General features: G+C 40.8%; 17 protein-coding genes. 10 read left to right on the forward strand and 7 right to left on the reverse strand.

Going from position 1 to position 17,513, the window contains the following annotated elements; genetic code table 11:
* Positions 1 to 170 precede the first annotated feature (170 nt).
* Together QV280_RS04665 and QV280_RS04670 are read left to right on the forward strand one after the other, a co-directional pair.
* Positions 171 to 479: a helix-turn-helix domain-containing protein gene (locus tag QV280_RS04665; protein ID WP_152821953.1), complete on the forward strand. Its 309-nt coding sequence runs from the start codon at positions 171 to 173 to the stop codon at positions 477 to 479.
* Positions 472 to 999, forward strand: a complete 528-nt coding sequence (locus QV280_RS04670) for a hypothetical protein (protein WP_152821955.1) — start codon at positions 472 to 474, stop codon at positions 997 to 999. The genes QV280_RS04665 and QV280_RS04670 overlap by 8 nt, the downstream gene beginning before the upstream one ends.
* On the opposite strand, the gene QV280_RS04675 is transcribed toward QV280_RS04670, so the two are convergent.
* Positions 996 to 1,616, reverse strand: coding sequence for a hypothetical protein (locus QV280_RS04675; protein WP_152821957.1), 621 nt, complete (start codon positions 1,614 to 1,616; stop codon positions 996 to 998). The two genes, QV280_RS04670 and QV280_RS04675, sit on opposite strands and share 4 nt — an antisense overlap.
* 477 nt (positions 1,617 to 2,093) lie before the next feature.
* Here QV280_RS04675 and QV280_RS04680 point away from each other — a divergent pair, with 477 nt between their 5' ends.
* The gene (locus tag QV280_RS04680) at positions 2,094 to 2,375 is read left to right on the forward strand and encodes a hypothetical protein (RefSeq protein ID WP_023404104.1); all 282 of its coding nucleotides are present in this window, start codon (positions 2,094 to 2,096) and stop codon (positions 2,373 to 2,375) included.
* Positions 2,376 to 2,858: 483 nt separating this feature from the next.
* On the opposite strand, the gene QV280_RS04685 is transcribed toward QV280_RS04680, so the two are convergent.
* Positions 2,859 to 6,497, reverse strand: coding sequence for a glycosyl hydrolase family 18 protein (locus tag QV280_RS04685; protein ID WP_152821959.1), 3,639 nt, complete (start codon positions 6,495 to 6,497; stop codon positions 2,859 to 2,861).
* A gap of 905 nt (positions 6,498 to 7,402) precedes the next feature.
* On the opposite strand from QV280_RS04685, the gene QV280_RS04690 reads away from it, so the two are divergent.
* Positions 7,403 to 7,876, forward strand: a complete 474-nt coding sequence (locus QV280_RS04690) for a Fur family transcriptional regulator (RefSeq protein WP_023404101.1) — start codon at positions 7,403 to 7,405, stop codon at positions 7,874 to 7,876.
* Positions 7,877 to 8,027: 151 nt separating this feature from the next.
* Here QV280_RS04690 and QV280_RS04695 read toward each other — a convergent pair whose 3' ends face one another.
* Positions 8,028 to 8,513 carry a VOC family protein gene (locus QV280_RS04695; protein ID WP_152821961.1) on the reverse strand — a complete coding sequence of 162 codons (486 nt, stop codon included), beginning with the start codon at positions 8,511 to 8,513 and terminating at the stop codon, positions 8,028 to 8,030.
* A 155-nt stretch (positions 8,514 to 8,668) separates the two neighbouring features.
* Positions 8,669 to 9,586, reverse strand: coding sequence for a LysR family transcriptional regulator (locus QV280_RS04700; RefSeq protein ID WP_253912594.1), 918 nt, complete (start codon positions 9,584 to 9,586; stop codon positions 8,669 to 8,671).
* Positions 9,587 to 9,667: 81 nt separating this feature from the next.
* Here QV280_RS04700 and QV280_RS04705 point away from each other — a divergent pair, with 81 nt between their 5' ends.
* Positions 9,668 to 10,063, forward strand: coding sequence for a CidA/LrgA family protein (locus QV280_RS04705; protein ID WP_152821963.1), 396 nt, complete (start codon positions 9,668 to 9,670; stop codon positions 10,061 to 10,063).
* The gene (locus QV280_RS04710; protein WP_205530079.1) at positions 10,060 to 10,746 is read left to right on the forward strand and encodes an LrgB family protein; all 687 of its coding nucleotides are present in this window, start codon (positions 10,060 to 10,062) and stop codon (positions 10,744 to 10,746) included. The genes QV280_RS04705 and QV280_RS04710 overlap by 4 nt, the downstream gene beginning before the upstream one ends.
* Positions 10,747 to 10,861: 115 nt before the next feature.
* Here QV280_RS04710 and yjeH read toward each other — a convergent pair whose 3' ends face one another.
* From yjeH to QV280_RS04725, 3 genes are all read right to left on the reverse strand, one after another.
* On the reverse strand, positions 10,862 to 12,103 hold the full coding sequence (gene yjeH, locus QV280_RS04715) for an L-methionine/branched-chain amino acid transporter (protein ID WP_152821966.1): 1,242 nt from the start codon (positions 12,101 to 12,103) through the stop codon (positions 10,862 to 10,864).
* Between the two features lie 46 nt (positions 12,104 to 12,149).
* Positions 12,150 to 12,401, reverse strand: a complete 252-nt coding sequence (locus QV280_RS04720; RefSeq protein WP_152821968.1) for a hypothetical protein — start codon at positions 12,399 to 12,401, stop codon at positions 12,150 to 12,152.
* Between the two features lie 138 nt (positions 12,402 to 12,539).
* Positions 12,540 to 13,550, reverse strand: coding sequence for a LacI family DNA-binding transcriptional regulator (locus QV280_RS04725; protein ID WP_023404094.1), 1,011 nt, complete (start codon positions 13,548 to 13,550; stop codon positions 12,540 to 12,542).
* A 181-nt stretch (positions 13,551 to 13,731) separates the two neighbouring features.
* Between QV280_RS04725 and manD the strand changes: the two genes are divergently transcribed.
* From manD to QV280_RS04745, 4 genes are all read left to right on the forward strand, one after another.
* A complete protein-coding gene (gene manD / locus QV280_RS04730) occupies positions 13,732 to 14,949 on the forward strand; it encodes a D-mannonate dehydratase ManD (RefSeq protein WP_023404093.1) in 1,218 nt (405 codons plus the stop codon).
* Between the two features lie 80 nt (positions 14,950 to 15,029).
* Positions 15,030 to 16,163, forward strand: coding sequence for a Gfo/Idh/MocA family protein (locus tag QV280_RS04735; protein ID WP_152821970.1), 1,134 nt, complete (start codon positions 15,030 to 15,032; stop codon positions 16,161 to 16,163).
* Between the two features lie 303 nt (positions 16,164 to 16,466).
* The gene (locus QV280_RS04740) at positions 16,467 to 16,739 is read left to right on the forward strand and encodes a type II toxin-antitoxin system TacA family antitoxin (RefSeq protein WP_023404091.1); all 273 of its coding nucleotides are present in this window, start codon (positions 16,467 to 16,469) and stop codon (positions 16,737 to 16,739) included.
* On the forward strand, positions 16,736 to 17,233 hold the full coding sequence (locus QV280_RS04745; RefSeq protein ID WP_152821972.1) for a GNAT family N-acetyltransferase: 498 nt from the start codon (positions 16,736 to 16,738) through the stop codon (positions 17,231 to 17,233). The genes QV280_RS04740 and QV280_RS04745 overlap by 4 nt, the downstream gene beginning before the upstream one ends.
* The last annotated feature ends 280 nt before the right edge of the window (positions 17,234 to 17,513 follow it).

Below are 17,513 nucleotides of genomic sequence, written 5' to 3' on the forward strand. Positions count from 1 at the left end.
CAGAAGTTTCAAACACTTGATAAGCTAGATAGCAGGGGCAATGTTGATGGCGCATTCTGATTTGATAAATGAATAAAATTTTCGTAGGGTTGTTATTTTATTCTTTCGGTTTATTCTTATGAGTTTGAGAATCTTAACTCGAACAGAAGGCAGTAACAGATGAGAAGATCATGCTAAAAGAACTGGTACTTTTTAAATATGTTTATGAGGGAGATAATTTTAGAGATATTGCAAAGAAAGCAAATACTTCTATTTCATCTCTATCTAGAGCTATTACTAATCTTGAGCAAGATTGTGGGAAGAAACTTTTTATCAAGAACGGGATTGCACTAACGCCAACTAGTGAAGGAAAGTTTTTATATTCAAAAATAACAGCTAGTTTAAACTCTGTTGTCTTTGAGTATGAAATGTTTCGCACAAGTATTCCTCAAATCACGTTATTAAAACCGATACAAGTTAATAGTACGTCTTTTGCATGACGAAGCATTGAAGTGTGAGGAACTATCGTTTAAAGAACTGAATAATTATCCGACTAGAGAAAAAGCATATTCAGATCTTTTAATTGGTGAGATAGATTTGTTCATTGATAAAAAGCCTTTAATAGACAGACGATATCAATGTCATAAAATTCAAACTGATGATTTGGTTTTTCTTCGTTCGAAACAATTCCATGGAGATATTATTGAGTCTGAACCAAAGAATATAATTAAATTAAAATGGCTTGATGATTACAGTGATAAGTTTACATCTAACCCAGGTACTAATGAATATCTCATTGATAGCCTTATATCTTTCTATGATATTATTGAGAACTCTAAATACACAGGCATTGTATCAGAACAAACAGCAAGCACCCTTAGCCATGAGGTTTACTCTTTTTCAGGTGTTATCGGTAAGATGGATCTTTACCTGATAGTGGCGAATCGTAATGTGGTTAATAAACCGGTACTTAAAGAAATTATAAAGAAAATCCAAGAATCAAAGTTAACGCTACGTTAACTGTACAAAAAACTCTTAGTTATTATCTCCCAAGGATGATCATGATTATTAGTGTTTAACTCTAGTCTATTTCTAGAAGGAGTATCATACATTTGGTCTATTATTTGTTTGGATATTTTAATGTCATTTAGATAGCGTGATAGGATATTAAATAATCTATTATATAAAGCTGATTTTTTCAGATCTTGTCTATAATCGCGTTTAAGATCACCGTAGTACGGGCTATGTGCACCTATATGTGATTTTTCGTATGCAGTTCTATGCTTTCCGGATAGAAAAATGATAACACAACATGAGTTGCAGTATGTTTCAACATCAGTGTTCCATCCAGATTTATTAATATAGTTGGCTATCTCAATGGCATCGTTAAGATAACCACCATTTGATTGTAATATGACAGATGAAATATTATCAGTTATCTCTGATATGAATTTTACAAACTTACCATACTCTCCATTCTCTATGTTGCCATTAATTATTAAAGTAGACTTATTGGCATCATTATTGTGTTTGTACAATTTATACTGAGCAGAGTAAGCGCCAAATGAGATGCTGATTAAAGTTATAAAAATAATATACCTTCTAATACAACCAATAAATTTCACTATATTGTTCATACCTTAAACCAATCCAACATCTGTTTATTTGCATGGGATAATCTTTACTTTAATTTTCTGGGATTAACATGAAACAACTTGTTTCACGCTGTTCTTTCATGATGAGGTAACACTTTTTCTATGAATATTGGATGAGTGTTTAGAATTGAATATTCAAGCTATTTCATATTTTGCTAAGGATTATTTTATTGAGTTATTTACTGTAATGGGGGTCAGGTCTTGAATTTTGGGCAGTAATGGGGGTCAGGTCTTGAATTTTGCATTGATGGTAATTTATGTAAAATTCAAGACCTGACCCCGTTGGTAATTCCTGACGGTTTAAATGCATTAAGGGAGATGTTGATAGAATTCATTGTGTACTTACAAGAGTGTGATAGGAGTTGTAGTAAAAGAGGCAATAAAGCTGAATTGGATATGCTTGTAGTATAGTGGTGCAAATTTCAAGACCTGACCCCGCTTGGGGGTTAAAGGATGTGTATGAATTTGGACAAAGCGAAAAAACGTATAGCTAAGCAGGTTAAGAAAGGGGTTAATGGATACCCTCAGATTACGTTGGCGTATCATGGGGAAACCAAAGAGTGCGCAACGGTAGTATCAGTGCAGTTTATCTTATCGGAAGGGGACTGCGTACAAGAGGAGCGTTTTTCTTGTGAAACTGATATTCGCGAGAGTGAGTTAGTACAAACTACGATACTTAAGATAATAGAACGAGCGAATGCTAATTCAGTTATCGAAGTGCCTGGGGTAGCGACTCTTTAATTTAGTTCGTGGGGGTCAGGTCTTGAATTTTGCATGATGAGATATTTATGCAAATTTCAAGACCTGACCCCCTTTGGGTTTTTGGAGTTAGCGTAATAGGGAGTAGTAAATAACCCAAAAGTGGTATTTGGTGATTTTTTGAAAGTTTGAACATAAATTAAACTAACAAATACTTTAAGTCACTGGACTAGCGAACATAAGGAAGTTAAAGCGCGCCTAGCCGTGATCGGATTTGATTATCCTGTCAATAGTAATACAGGGCTTAGGGATTGCGTTGGCAAAGACAATATCTATGCCGCGGAAAATAAAGATGCCATCAAGGACAAAATCTTAGAACTAATCAGTGAAGAAATAGGGCATTTGAACTAAATAAAATCAGGGTCAGGTCTTTCATTTTGCATCGCATTTGCTTTCACAATGGCAATACTTTTGAAAGACGCTGACCCTGTAGTTAGGTTACTTTTTATTTTTTACTTTGCTCGGTTATGGGCAAGTTACTGCATCCCAGAACCAGCTTCCTGCTTTTGGTGATTCCCAAGCGCCAGGGTTGTTTTTCGCTTTAAAACATTCACCTTGGAATTTAACGATGTCACCATTGCTTACTGTTGTTTGACCGCCAACCCAATCGACTACATCGCTTGGATCAGTGTCTGGAGTTTCAGGAGCTGTTCCCGGATTTTCAGGGTCAGTTTCTGGGCTTTCAGGGTCTGTAGCATCGCCTTGTGCATACTCTGGTAGTTCAGGGAATGCTGATTTGATGCCGACAACTTGGTCATCAATCAAGAAGCGGATACTCTGAGTACCAATTGTCGCTGGTAGGTAGTACACCAAATCAAGAGTTGTTTCTCCGCCCGGAGCAAGTGATTGCCAAGATGGAAGCACCAGTTCTGCCACGTGGAAATCTTCAACCATGTGGTTAGGACGCTCGCCTTGTACGTTGTCGTTACCGGCATTGTACGTAATTTCTGCGCCTGTACCGGACCAGTCAGTTAATACGTCCGACGTTGAAGTTGGAAGTAGGAACTGGATAACGGTTCCGCCAGGAATTTCAGCAGCACTGTTATTGGTGAAAGTAAACTTAGGGTTGAACGGATAGTTATTGTCACCTACTGGGAATTCCACAGAGATATCAATGTCGACTTGTGCCGTTGGAGTGTCAAGAATATCGTTGTGTTGCACGCTGTACGGCGTTGCTTCTTTGAAGCCATCGTACATTTGCGTCACAAGGGTTTGACCCATGTAATATTCGTTTCTCTCTTCGTCAAAGCCGTAGTCACCCGCAAGCTCCCAAATCATGATGCCACCAAAGCCACGGTCTTTAATGTACTCAATTTTGTGGCCCATTGACTCTTCATCTTCGGTTGATAAGAATACTTTTTTCGAGGCATTCCATAACCAAGGTACTTTTGCTTTCTCATCGAAGTGACGGGTATAAGTGCCAGAGATAAGGTGCTTAGGATTGTTGGCATCCAAGCCCCACTCGTTACCATAACTAGGGATTGAGTCCGTTAGGCCAAGGCTTTGTGCATGCTCAAGGTTCTTCGCGTGCCACATAGGTACAACGCCCGCTGCAACTTCAACGCCATTGTCGTCAACGTCATGCCATAGGTTATCAATACCTTCAGCGCCTGCGCCACATGGATCGTTTAATCCTGTTCCTGCTGGGCAATCAGATTGTTGTGGCAGTGGAGATGTGCCGTTGTAACCATTTACGCCACCTTCAACATCTTTCCAACCACGGGTATAGAATGGAACACCGATATTCAGTTTGCCAGGGTCTACTGCGCCACGGAAGTATTGACCTGTCCACGCTGCGTTTAGGTAACCAATGCCTTTGTATTGCGCGGTTCCGTAAATGCCACCCGCTTCTAACTCGCTATCAATACGGTTATCAAATAGAGCTGCGTTATGGCCAACAAAATGGTTCCAAGTACCGTGGAAGTCATAAGTCATCAAGTTAATGAAGTCTAGGTACTGCGTAACTTGGAAGTTTTCCATGCCACGTAATAGGTACGCCGATGATGGAGAAGCGATAGTAAATAGGTATTTACGTCCATCTTCTTCACCTGCTTCATCCAGTTTTTCACGAGTAACTTTCATCAACTCAACGTAGTTTTCAAATAATTGTCCGCGACAGATATTTGATAGAGGCCAGTCGACAGGGTTACCTGCATCTGACATAGATGTTGGGTATTCGTAATCGTAGTCGATACCGTCAAAGCCATATTTACGAACGTATTCAACAGATTGAGTTGCAATCTTGTCGATGCCTTCATGGTTAACAGTACAGTTTGGATTGGTTGTTCCTGAGTAGAAACCGCCGGTTTCAGCCCAACCGCCAACGGCTAGAATGGTCTTAACATCTGGGTACAGTTTCTTGTACTTGTTTAATAAGTTGAAGTGACCTTTGTATGGTAGAGCAGGGTCCATCTCTGCGCCCGCAACACCTGGCCATTCCATCTCAGTGGCACTGTCATCTAAGGTAAACTCAATCGTATTAGAATCAAGACCTGCAAATGCGTAGTTGATGTGGGTAATTTTATCCCACGGAATGTCCTTAACTAAGTAAGTTGGGAATCCGTTGCTACCATTGCGCCATGATGTGAAGTAACCGACCACTCTTCGTGGGTGGTCATCACCCATACACTCACGAACATCACCTTGGCTATCTGTGTAGTAAACTTGAGAAATATCACAAGACAAGTTGCCTAGGTTATTTTCATCAATCACAGTGATATTAATGTTGCTACTGGTGGATAGGTTTTCTTCGTCAGTTGCAATAGCGGTTAGCTTCACGCTACCGATAGTGGTCGGAGTCCAATCACAAGCAAAGTTATTGCTAGAGAATGCATCAAACTCACAAATAGTGGTGCCATTAGCTGTGATTGAAACATTAGATAAGTCGTTGTGCTCAGCAGACGCATCAACACTGATTTGTACTGCTTGATTGACTTTAATTAAGCTGCCACTGTTTGGTGATGTAAAGCTCACTTGCGGTGGAAGAGCAACTTCTTCTTTGTCTTGCAGAGTAATAGCAAAGCGCTGCTCAGCTACCGGAGTGCTTGTTTCGCCATCGTTGTAAGTACCGCTTACAACAACTTCATAACTGCCTTGTGCAAGGTTAGTGCCTTCTAAGGTTAGACCTAAGAAACCATCCACCATTTGTTGTACGCTAACTAACTCTTGCGCACCTTGTACTAGCTTAGCTTCCACTAAAATTTCAGTGTTACTTTCAACCGTTAGAGGGATATTAACTGCGGAGTCAACTAACTCATACTGATCGGTTAAGCCAGTAACGTTAATGGTTGGTGTAATTTCAGGTGCTTCTTCTTCCGCTTCAATGAAGCTGACAGCGAAACGTTGCTCTGCGATAGGTAACGCTTGACCGTCATTATCGTAGGTGCCACCAATGACGACTTCGTAACTGCCTGCAACGGCATTTTGACTTTGTAGAACAAAATCAGAGACGCCATCTACCGTTTTTGATAGTTCAGTAAGTACTTGCTCACCTTGTACTAGCTTAGCGTAAGCGTCTACTGCTGCGGTCGTTTCAACATTGAATGCAATATCTACGGCGTTATCAACAATAGTGTATTGTCCTTTTAGCCCAGTCACTACTGTTGCTGGCTCTTCAACGACAGGTGGTGGCGGAGTAACGTCACCGTCTTTACTGCTAAAGACAATTGAGTTTTCGAAAGCGCTAATGTCTTCCAGTGTACCGTCATAGCCAAAAGAGAACGCGAAAGAGTTGTTGGCAGTTAGGTGGTCTTTGATCCAAGAGCCTTCATCAAAAGAAAATTCAATGCGATGCAGCACACCGTCGGCTGCAGGGCTAGTTGTTAAATCCCATGTAGGGTAGGTCATGCCCGTACCCGAAAACTGGAAGCCGCTGACACTGGTTGGAAGTACAAACTCTAACGTTGCACCTCGCATATCAATATCTGCACCACTAGAGTTAAGAACGTCAATGGAATAGGTGCTCCACCACTGGCTCTCTTTTGCTGAAGTGCCGATATCAACACCGTTGATCTCACTGGCATTGGCCATTGCAATTGTAATTGGGTTTAAGCATAGCCCTGTTATTAGGGCCGTGGATAAACCGGCTAATCGTATATTATTCATAGTATCCTTTTATAAAAACTCAAATTCGAGGGAATTCTCATTAAAATTTCAAGAAATGAAATTGGAATTCAGTGTATGCAGGGTTTAAATAACAGTAAATACTTATTTTTCATTAGAAAATTAGGTTAAATATAAATTGTGTGATTTACGTTCGCTTATTAGCTTTAATATTAATCAGTAATAAATGTTAAATACCATGAATAAGTAACCCTTATATTTGTCATTAGTAAGGTTAATTGATTGGTAATGCTTGTGTTATGTTTGTGTCTTCTTATCAGTCCATTAATTTGGTTGGTTTAAGATACTGATTATTAAGGGTTTGTTGGTTTAAATAAAAAGATTAATCCAGGTTGTTTTTATTGTTTTGTAAAAATTAAAAATGACAGTATGTTTAATTTGGTTAAAATGGTATTTATTTTAAATTGTGAATATGAATAATGTTAATACGTAGTGAAATGGAAATGCTACGTATTCTATTGCAGGTTAAGTTTATATTATCTTTTAATACTGTGATACTCCGCTAACTTTTAGTTAGTCATCAATGCAAAATAAGTTAGATAACATTGAATAAATAAGTGATCGCAATAGCATTTTATGTGCAATATTATTTTCTTCTAGATGAAATATTTCTACTTTGGGCGTGTTTACGGCACCTACATTACAATTTAATGAACTTATTTAGCATCGTAAATGATGGATATTTAGTCATTAATAGATGATGAACGCTCAAAAACACAGCAATGCTTTAACCTGTTTTGATACTTAATCAGGTTCGGAATCTAAAACAATGTGACGCTAGCGAGAAATTTAAAGTGTGTTTTTTAGGTAAACAGACAGAAATTTGTGGTGTTTTGCAGTAAACTGGTACGCTATTTCATTGCTAAAGACGTGATACTAATATACCTATGTCAGATATTTTAAAACTTTCTTACTCTAAAATGATTATTGAGCATGCGACTGCCAAGTGTAAGCAGAATGGTGGTCAACTAACCAATAAGAGAAAACAGATTCTTTTGTGCTTAACGGGATCAGAGAAAGCGTTATCTGCGTATGAGATCGTTGATCTCTATAAAGAGATGTACAGTGAAAGTATGTCGGCTATGTCGGTTTATCGTATCTTGGAGTTTTTGCAAGAGCAGGGCTTAGTGCATCGATTGCAAATTGCCAACAAATACATCTCTTGTATGCACATCACCTGTGATCATAATCATGAGGCCTCACAGTTCTTGATTTGTTCAAACTGCTTTAAGGTGAAAGAAATTAGCATTAGCTCTGCGTTGGTTGAAGAGTTAAAAGAAAATGTAGCGCAAGCAGGGTTCGTGTTTGCCAGTGAGCAGCTTGAAGTGAACTGTTTATGTGAAGACTGTAAAGAGCTCTAGTTTTTCTAATTAGCGCCTTTACCAGTCATAATGCGTATTCGGTGGAGCCGTATAGAGAAAAGAGGATAAGCCCAACAGGCTTATCCTCTTTTTTAATGAATGGTCTTATCCTAAACAAGCTAGAATGACCTGTTATTTAGTACGATTGGTGTTATTCGTAATCTGTCGCGTATGTTTCTTCGTACGTATGCGAGTAAAGCTCAAATAAATTACCGAACGGGTCTTCTAGGTAAACCATTTGCGCAGGCTTGCTGTCGTCTTCTGGGTGATAGCGCATAATATCCATACGCACTTTACCGCCGTATTGTTCAGTACGCTCTATAGCGCCCGCAAAATCATCGGTTTGCAAGCAGAAGTGGAAAATACCTAGACGAGAGAAATCAACTTCATGGCGTTGTTGGCGCTCTTTCATTTCAAACATCTCGACACCGATACCGTCAGAAGTCACCAGGTGGGCAATGTTAAAGCCTTTAAAGCCTTCGCCAAACACAGCAATACACATACGACCAATCGCAGTTTCACGCTCTTCAATCACTTTAGTATTGTTCATGACAATTTTTAGGCCAAGTGCTTTCGTATAAAACTCAACTGCTTGGTCCATGTCGCCAACCATAATGCCTACGTGGTTCATTTTCATAATCTGTTCCTATCTTTTAATGTCTGTTGCACGTTTTGTAACGTGCTTTGTTTTGATAGGAGAAGTATATGTAAGGGATCGTATTAATAAAAATTATGATAATTTATATTAACAATAAATTTTTGTTATTGATTGATTTGTAACTATCACAAAAGTTATAGAGGGTGTCTAGTGACGCTCCATTGATTACTTTGTATGAGACCGAGCATCGCTTTACTGGCTTTAGACACGTAGTGCTCTTTGCTCCAAATTGCCGCGAGCTCCCAGCGAATGTTTTGTTTGATGGGAATAAAGTAATAGTCATCAGAATTTAAACGTCGACAAATAGGCTCAGGCATAAAGCTGACCCCCATACCACTTTTGACCATAGCCGCCAGAAAATCCCATTGGCTACTTCTTACACCTATGCTTGGTGTGAACCCCATTTCTAGACACATTTGCGTAATCACTTCTGAAATAACAAATTCAGAGTTGTACATATAAAAAGGCAGATCTTTTAAATCAATAATGTCGATGATATCGATATCTTGCCATTGGGGAGTTTTCGGTAGTACCGCTAAGATGGGGTGGGTGTCTAATGGCCAAGTATTAAAGCGTGAGTCTTTTTGCGTCAACATAGTAATGGAGATATCTATGTTGCCTTCTACGACATCACTTTCAAGTTTTCTACTGCCACTTTCTACAATAGAAACTTCAATATCGGGGTATAGGCGAGAGAATTCTTGAATCAGGTTGGTATATAGATGTCCTACCATTGGCGGAATGCCTAAGGTGATTTTACCTGATTTAAGATGTTGCAAATCATTGAGCCGAATTTGCATTTCTTTTTGTTGAAATAGTACCGACTCGGCATAGGAGAAGACGATTCTACCTGCCTCAGTCAACTCTATGTCTCGACCATTGCGGTGTATTAACGCATGTCCATAACTGGTTTCTAGTGATTTTAGCGCCTTACTGATTGTCGGTTGCGTGACAAACAAGTGCTCTGAGGCTTTGGTAAAGCTACGGCAATTGACTAGGGTAGTGAAGTATTGAAGCGCCTTCATTGACATATAAGTATTCCACTTTGGCATGAACTTTAGCTATATTATTCATTTGAGTTCGTATAAGCAATAATTAATAATGCTTGTGAAATAAATAGTTTGGCAATTCACATGAATATCGAAAAATTTAAATACGCAGGTGTAACAACAGTACAAATCGTTGTGTTATGTCTGATTTGGTTATTATCTAGTTGGTTAGTCAGCAATTTCAACATTCCTTTACCTTCAAATGTCTTGGGCATGTTCTTGTTGCTAGCCTTGTTGTTCAGCAATGTAGTAAAAGTGCAGTGGTTAAAAGCGGGTTCAAATTGGCTGATTGCCGAAATGTTGTTGTTTTTTATCCCAGCAGTCATCGCTGTTGTGAATTATGGTTCGCTTTTTGAACATCAAGGTTTAAAAATTGGCGCGGTTATTTTAATTAGTACCGCATTTGTATTGACCAGTACCGCAGTGGTTGTAGATACCGTTTATCGATACGAACTTAAAAAAATTAGGAGTAATCGATAATGCACACCTATATCGCAATATTTTGCTTCTTGTTTACACTAGCGGGTTACTACTTAACAAAAGCAATGCATGGCCGTTTTCAACAAGTTTGGTTGATACCGCTGGTGTCTGTGCCAGTATTGATTGTGGCAATGCTTTTAACTTCAGGCATCAGTTACACAGACTATATTAAAGAATCACACTGGTTGGTATGGATGTTAGGTCCTGCAACGGTAGCGTTCGCTATTCCAGTGTATGAAAATAAAAAAGTCATTAGAAACCACTGGTTATCGATAACTACCGGTGTCATCGTTGCCGTAGTTGCGGCATTGGTGAGTACTATATTGTTAAGTAAAGCGATGCATTTATCCGATATCCTACAAAAAAGCCTAGCGGTGCGTTCTATTACAACTCCTTTTGCTGTAGTGGCTTCCAAAGAGATTGGTGGTAAACCTGATTTAACGGCAATCTTTGTAGTAATGACCGGTATTGTTGGGATTGTGGTTGGTGAGACTATGCTACGCCTATTTAAAGTACGTTCTCGTCACGGTAAAGGTGCTGGTTTAGGTGCTTCTGCGCATGGTTCAGGTACGGCGATTGCTTACGGGATTCACTCTAAAGCGGGCACAATTGCTAGCTTGATTATGTTGTTTTCTGGCGTCGCAACGGTATTGATTGCTCCAGCGATTGCAATATTCATTTAAAGTTGTAGATGACATAAATTAAATTTCGCATTTATCAAAAGGGCAGCGATTGTCATAATCGCTGCCCTTTTACTTTTTCTAGGCTCGTTCTGATCATTTACTTAGTGTGATTGGTTTACTTGTTAAATTTAGGCACTAATAACCAAATCAGAATAAATAGCCCTAGGGCATAACTCATTGCCAAGCCTATAGAGCATAAAACTAACACACATAATAAGCTTGATAGTATTGCAAGATAGCGACCTTTCCCGGTCAATAACTTCACCGCACTTAGCATGGCAAAGAGATAAATCACGACAAAGATACCATTAGCGAGAGTAAGAAACACTTCTACATCAATGTTGGATAAATCACCCAATATGCACGATAACGCCAAAGTGATGCCGACAATAGCGGTGGCTTTGGTTGGCACCCCTTTTGGTGAGAGACGAGTCATGGCGCTGGCTGGGCGATATTCGCGCGCCAAAGACCACAGCATGCGCGATAGGCTTTGCGTATAGAGATTGATGGTGGCAAAGCAGGCTAAAAAGCCGGTTAAGCTAATTAACCAACTGACTTTAGGTCCAAACAGTAAGTTGGCAAGATAGGGAACAGAGGTAGTATTCAGTGCTTGAGTGCCGTAGGCGTGATACTTCAATACCACAGTAGAAAACAGATAATACACCGCACCTGCAATCAAACAGCCGATTAAAATGGCTAACGGGTAATCTCGTTCAGGGCGTTTAAATTCTTCTCCCATATGCGCAAAAGCTTCAATGCCGACAAAGCACCAAAACATCACGGCGACGGCGTTACCTATGCTACTAAAATGAGTGCTACTAGTGACGGCTGTCGGCACAGCGTCAGAGACGGCAATCTCACCGAACCATAAAAATAGCCCGACTAATACGGCAATGCCGATGGCAATCCCTGTTTGAAACTGGCTAGAGATTTTACTTCCTGAGAAGTTAACTACCATCAACAGCACCACAACAAGTAGCTGAGCAATAATGGGCTTTGCTAGTGCTTGCGGTAAAAATTGTTGCGCAAAACCACCCGCAATAGCGATCGCCGCAGGAACGCCGACAGGAATAACGCTAATAAACAGCAGCGCAATGACTTTTTCGAGCCGAGAGCCGAATGCCTTTTTCACAAAATAAGATGCGCCTCCCGCATTTGGATAACGTTTACCAAGGGCAGCAAAAGTAAAGGCGATAGGGCACACTGCAATGATCAGCAGCCACCATGCCCAAAGCATGCTTTCACCTGCAATACTGGCGGCGATGGCGGGAACCATAAATAGGCCAGTTCCGAGCAAGGTGGTCGACATTTGTCCTATACCACCAATAAGTGTGATGTCTCTTTTTAGCTCTGCCATTGTGGTTCCTAGGGTGAAAGGCTTAAATAAGGCGGCGTAAGAATGATTAGATAACAGCCTGGGCTTTTGCTAACAATTCAGATTGGGTATAGCTGTCGGCGTGCTGACCTTCTGCAATTAAATCCACAATATGATAGTCGTTTAAATCGGGAAACTCTTTGGGCAAGTAATCACGAAATGCCTGCTCATTGGGCCATTTACCACGCACTATGTATCCGTCGTCTTTATCAAAATCTTCGGTTTCAAAAAACGAATAATCGGTCTTGCCGATATTGTGGCAGTATAAAACTAAGTACATGTGAACTCCCTTGATAATGTCACGTGCTGAAATGTACAGGGTGACCATTTAAAGAGATTGTGACAGGGGATGCAAGAGGCGAACAAAAAAGCTCAGCAAATACTGAGCTTTTACCGATGTCGCTGTTAAAAATTAGTATTACCTGAGTCGCTGAACCGAGTCTCGTTTAATTAGAGTACAAGGCACAATAGTGCGTTGAAACTGCGGGTGTTTTCCTAATATGGATTCAATGGTGAGCTTGGCGGTTTCTAGACCGATTTGGTAAGCGTCTTGACGCAATACCGAAACGGGCACTTTGAACATTTCGACCATAGGGATTTCATCAAACCCAACAATTGAGGCTTGTTGCGGAACGTCAATATTGGCAGCGTTAAAGGCTTGTAGTAGATCAACAGTGATCGCCAAATGTTGGGTAAAAAACGCACTGGGTGCTTGCGCTCCTCGTAATACGTCAACAGGGCTATGTTCAAAGCCCGTTTCTCTATCCCAATACAAAATCAACTCACGGCTAGCATCTAAACCATGCTGATTGAGCGCATCCATATATCCTTGATAGCGCGCCTGACGTGAGCGGTTATCTGAGAAATCTTGCGCGACAAAACAAATGCGTTTGTGACCCATTTCGATCAAGTGCTCAGTGGCTTGAAAGGCGGCTTCTTGATAATCCGACAGCACCATATGACTTTGACAGTCAGGATACTCTAACTGGAATTGCACAACTGGCATGCCGCTATCAATAAACTGATTAATTAGCGCAGAGTTTAGGCCAGATGAAGTCATGATAATGCCATCTACGCACATTTGTTTCAGGGACAGTAAAGCGCGCTCCTCGGCCTTGGCATCAAAATCACTGTTATAAATCATCACGTTGTAGTTGTGCTTTTTACAATAGTCATCGATGCCACGCATTACTCGGCTGGTATTAAAGCCGGTAATATCACGCACCACCACGCCAATAGTCTTAGTTTTTTCGACCTTTAAACTTCTGGCGATAGGGTTGGGCACATAGTTGAGCTCTTTCACTGCCGACTCTATTTTGATTTTGGTTTGCGCTGACATATGCCCAAAGCGTCCATTGAGATACTGAGAGACAGTACTTTTAGAGACGCCAGCGTGCTGCGCTACATCGACAATTCGTATTTTCTTCATATTGTATTTTTAAACTGTTAACCACATCAAAATAGACAGTTGACATTCTATTCGCAGATCTAGATGATAGCAAGTAAACCGATTTACCAAATCGTTTTAGTAAATCGGTTTACTTAACAGGATTACTAAATAAATTTACCAGAGCAATGAATTTGCACTACAGGTTAATGAGAGACTCAAGATGATTATCCAAGACATTAAAGTATTTGTTACCAACCCAGGTCGAAATTTTGTCACTGTGAAAGTAATCACAGATGAAGGCGTATATGGATTGGGTGATGCCACCGTTAATGGGCGCGAAATGGCAGTGGCGACCTATCTTGAAGAACACGTAAAACCTTGTTTAATTGGCCGAGACCCGCATCGCATTGAAGACATTTGGCAGTACTTATACATGGGCGTGTATTGGCGTCGTGGTCCCATTACCATGGCTGCCATTGCCGCTATTGATATGGCGTTGTGGGACATTAAAGGTAAGGTAGCAGGGCTTCCAGTTTATCAATTATTGGGCGGTAAATGCCGCGATGGCGTAACCCTGTATGCACACGCTAATGGCGAAACTATTGAAGATACCTTAGATAAAGCCGCGCAATGCATCGAACAGGGCTTTAGCGCCGTTCGTTTGCAATCGGCTATTCCGGGATTATCGGAAACTTATGGCGTGCTTGGCGATAAGAAAGATTACTTTGAACTGCAAGGCAACCGCCCGTTACCTCCAGAGCAGGATTGGTCTACCAGTAAATATTTTGATCTTGTTCCTGAGTTGTTTGCCAAAGCCAAAGAACGTTTTGGTAACAAAGCCAAATTCTTGCATGATACCCATAGTCGTCTGACGCCAATCGAATCTGCAAAACTAGGCAAAATGTTAGAACCGTATAACTTGATGTTCCTAGAAGATGCATCCATTGCCGAAAACCAAGAAAATTACAAACTGATCCGCCATCACACCACTACGCCATTGGCGCTTGGTGAAACCTACAATACGATTTGGGATTGCAAAGATCTTATTCAAAATCAGTGGATTGACTTTATCCGTTGCGCCGCGACTCACGCTGGTGGCATAACAGGAATGAAAAAAATTGCCGATTTTGCCGCCGTGTATAACGTGCGCACCGCACCGCATGGCGCGCCAGATCTATCACCAATCTGTTTTGCCGCGCACATGCATCTTAATATCTCAACGCATAACTTTGGCATTCAAGAGTTTGTTGGTTTTGGCAATGAAGAGTGTCAATCCATCTTCAAACACGACATGAAACTTGAAAATGGCATGATTTTGGTCAGCGATGCACCGGGGTTAGGCGTCGAGTTTGATGAGCAAGAAGCAGCAAAGTATGAATACAAACGCTCTTACTTACCAGTGAGTCGCCTCGAAGATGGCACTTTATGGCACTGGTAAGCTAAACATCGAATCTCATTAAAATAACGCCTACCAACAAAAAGGCGTTAACAGAATAAAAAGAATGAATGGAGAAGAGAATGACTCAAAAAGTATTGGTATTTGGTACTGGGTTTGCCGGAATTGGTCATGCGAAAGCGTTTCGTGATGCGGGCGCAGAAGTGGTCGGAATTGTGGGTCGTACTGAGCACGTTGTGGCAAAAGTGGCAAAAGATTTAGACATTGCTTATTTTGGCACTGATTGGGCGCGCGCCCTACAACAATGTCAGCCTGATATCGTATCCATTGCAACTCCTGGCGGCGCACACGTTGAAGCCATTAAACAGGCAATTGAGTGTGGCTGTCACATCTTCTGCGATAAGCCATTAACCGAAAGCGGCGAAACGGCGCTTGAAATTTACCAGCTAGCCAAAGCCAAAGGCTTGAAAACCGCCTTTGCCTCAAGCTTCCGCTACATGCCTGAAATCATGCATGCGAAACAGTTAGTTGCCGAGGGCGCAATTGGCGAACCGACCGAAGTAGAATGTATTTCTCACTTTAATCTAGATAGACACATTCCGTTTGGCTGGTCTCATCGCTCTGAAGCGGGCGGTGGTCGTTTAAACAATAACTTTACGCACCTATTGTCTATCGTGACTTCTGTGATTGGCGAAAACATCTTGTCTATCAGCGGCGAAGTGCGCAACGACATGCCAAAAGCCCCTGTGGTTGAAGGCGTGCATAACTTCACGGAGCGTCGCAACTTCATCCCTAAAGATATCAACGATCCTGAGCTGAAATGGCGCGATTGTGACGTAGAATGGTCATATACGGTATTGGCGCAACTGGAAAGCCGCATTCCTACTGCGAATCCAGTATCGGTACTGTTTAAGCACGGCGGATTAACTCCGCGCTTTAATGAAGACCATATTGTGTTTCATGGCAGTAAAGGCTCTATTTATATTAAAGGCCATTACGGCAGTGGCCCTTTATATCTATTTAAAGATGGTGAGTGGCAAGAAGTGGCATTACCTAGCGCCATTGATCAGCAATTACCCAATATTGAATGTGAAACTCAGCGAAGCTGGACACACTTAGCCACGCAATTGGTAAAAGACGTCAGCGGCATTGAAGTTGAACCGTACCAAACCTTCGAAGACGGCTGTCGCTATCAGCTGATTATTGATTTGATTCGTAAGAATGATCGTTGGGTGGATGTGAGAAATTTGCTTTAAGCAAAATCAACGATAATAGATGGATAAAAGCGCAAAGGGCCATAGGCTGTTTGCGCTTTTTAACTTTCCTCTTTAGGAAAGTTAACTGTTGTATAAGTAAGCCTTTGGCAAGTCGTTGTTCGGTTTTTCTTGGCAAAGATGACAGCCATACAGTGACAAAAGTGAATTCAAACCAAAAATGTCGAGCGTTACAAATCTGTTTAAATTACTTTTTTGCGTGCCAAAATGACACAAGAATTGCTTGTTGTACATTTTAAGACCATAATATGCAGTGTGACACTCTGACACAAATGGAGAAAAATTATGGCGACTACATTACCTCGGATCACAGCTAGAGTTGATGCCGATACACAAGATTTGCTGACTAAGGCGGCGGCTATTGCTGGTATGTCTAGTATAAACTCATTTGTACTGAGTGCGGCTGTCGAGAAAGCTAAACAAGTTATCGAGCGTGAACAGGCTTTAAAGCTAAGTCAAGCTGATGCGATGTTGTTGATGGATGCACTAGATAAACCGGCGACAATAAACAGCAACCTAAGAGCTGCGGCCGAGCGTTACGATAGTAAAGTTCAATGATGAACACAGTACTTCTAGATAAAGCTAAACATAATAGAAACCGCTTCAATTGTGGTAGTGAGGCTTTAAATAATTACTTAAAAGTAATGGCTAGCCAACAAGCTAAAAAAGACAATACCCGCACCTTTGTGTTGCAGGATGAAAACGATAATACTCATATTATTGGTTTCTATACTTTGACCATGATACCTATTGATTTAAAAGCATTGCCGGACAAATTACAGAAAAAACATCAGCCATCGTCTTCTGGTGGTTTAATTGCTCGACTGGCAGTTGATGAGCGGCACAAAGGTAAAGGTTTTGGTGAGTGGCTTTTGATCGATGCACTAAGAAAATTACTTGCCGCTAGCGATAGTGTCGCTTTTCCTGTGGTTATTGTAGACGCGAAAGATGGCGCAACCCAGTTTTATGAACGCTATGGATTTACACCATTTCAAGATGCTGACAACAAGTTGTTCATTACAATATCTGATATTCGAGCAAGCTTGGGCTAGATTGTGAATGTTAAAAGGGTCATTGCTTAGAATTTCCTCTAGTTCTGCCCGATTTGTAGCACGCGTGAGAATAATGCCTCCATTACGAGGAACTTTTCTACTAGAAGCTAAGAAAACACAACTCACTTTCCCCCACATAAGCACCAATCTATTGCACCAACCCAATAAACCATACTGAAATTTCTTCATGCTCTATATGAGTAAATCGATGTTGTATCAAAACTCTATTCAAGAGATATTTTAGACGTCTGGACATCTTAACGAATTTATAGGGAGCATT

It is taken from the genome of Vibrio sp. B1Z05 (assembly GCF_052955985.1).

Bases quoted from the DNA above. Each gene is read 5' to 3' on its own strand.
- QV280_RS04720 (WP_152821968.1), bottom strand. From the start codon at position 12,401: ATGTACTTAGTTTTATACTGCCACAATATCGGCAAGACCGATTATTCG.
- QV280_RS04725 (WP_023404094.1), bottom strand. From the start codon at position 13,550: ATGAAGAAAATACGAATTGTCGATGTAGCGCAGCACGCTGGCGTCTCT.
- QV280_RS04740 (WP_023404091.1), top strand. From the start codon at position 16,467: ATGGCGACTACATTACCTCGGATCACAGCTAGAGTTGATGCCGATACA.
- QV280_RS04695 (WP_152821961.1), bottom strand. From the start codon at position 8,513: ATGAAAATGAACCACGTAGGCATTATGGTTGGCGACATGGACCAAGCA.
- QV280_RS04735 (WP_152821970.1), top strand. From the start codon at position 15,030: ATGACTCAAAAAGTATTGGTATTTGGTACTGGGTTTGCCGGAATTGGT.
- QV280_RS04665 (WP_152821953.1), top strand. From the start codon at position 171: ATGCTAAAAGAACTGGTACTTTTTAAATATGTTTATGAGGGAGATAAT.
- QV280_RS04685 (WP_152821959.1), bottom strand. From the start codon at position 6,497: ATGAATAATATACGATTAGCCGGTTTATCCACGGCCCTAATAACAGGG.
- yjeH (WP_152821966.1), bottom strand. From the start codon at position 12,103: ATGGCAGAGCTAAAAAGAGACATCACACTTATTGGTGGTATAGGACAA.
- QV280_RS04705 (WP_152821963.1), top strand. From the start codon at position 9,668: ATGAATATCGAAAAATTTAAATACGCAGGTGTAACAACAGTACAAATC.
- QV280_RS04680 (WP_023404104.1), top strand. From the start codon at position 2,094: ATGAATTTGGACAAAGCGAAAAAACGTATAGCTAAGCAGGTTAAGAAA.
- QV280_RS04745 (WP_152821972.1), top strand. From the start codon at position 16,736: ATGATGAACACAGTACTTCTAGATAAAGCTAAACATAATAGAAACCGC.
- QV280_RS04700 (WP_253912594.1), bottom strand. From the start codon at position 9,586: ATGCCAAAGTGGAATACTTATATGTCAATGAAGGCGCTTCAATACTTC.
- manD (WP_023404093.1), top strand. From the start codon at position 13,732: ATGATTATCCAAGACATTAAAGTATTTGTTACCAACCCAGGTCGAAAT.
- QV280_RS04675 (WP_152821957.1), bottom strand. From the start codon at position 1,616: ATGAACAATATAGTGAAATTTATTGGTTGTATTAGAAGGTATATTATT.
- QV280_RS04690 (WP_023404101.1), top strand. From the start codon at position 7,403: ATGTCAGATATTTTAAAACTTTCTTACTCTAAAATGATTATTGAGCAT.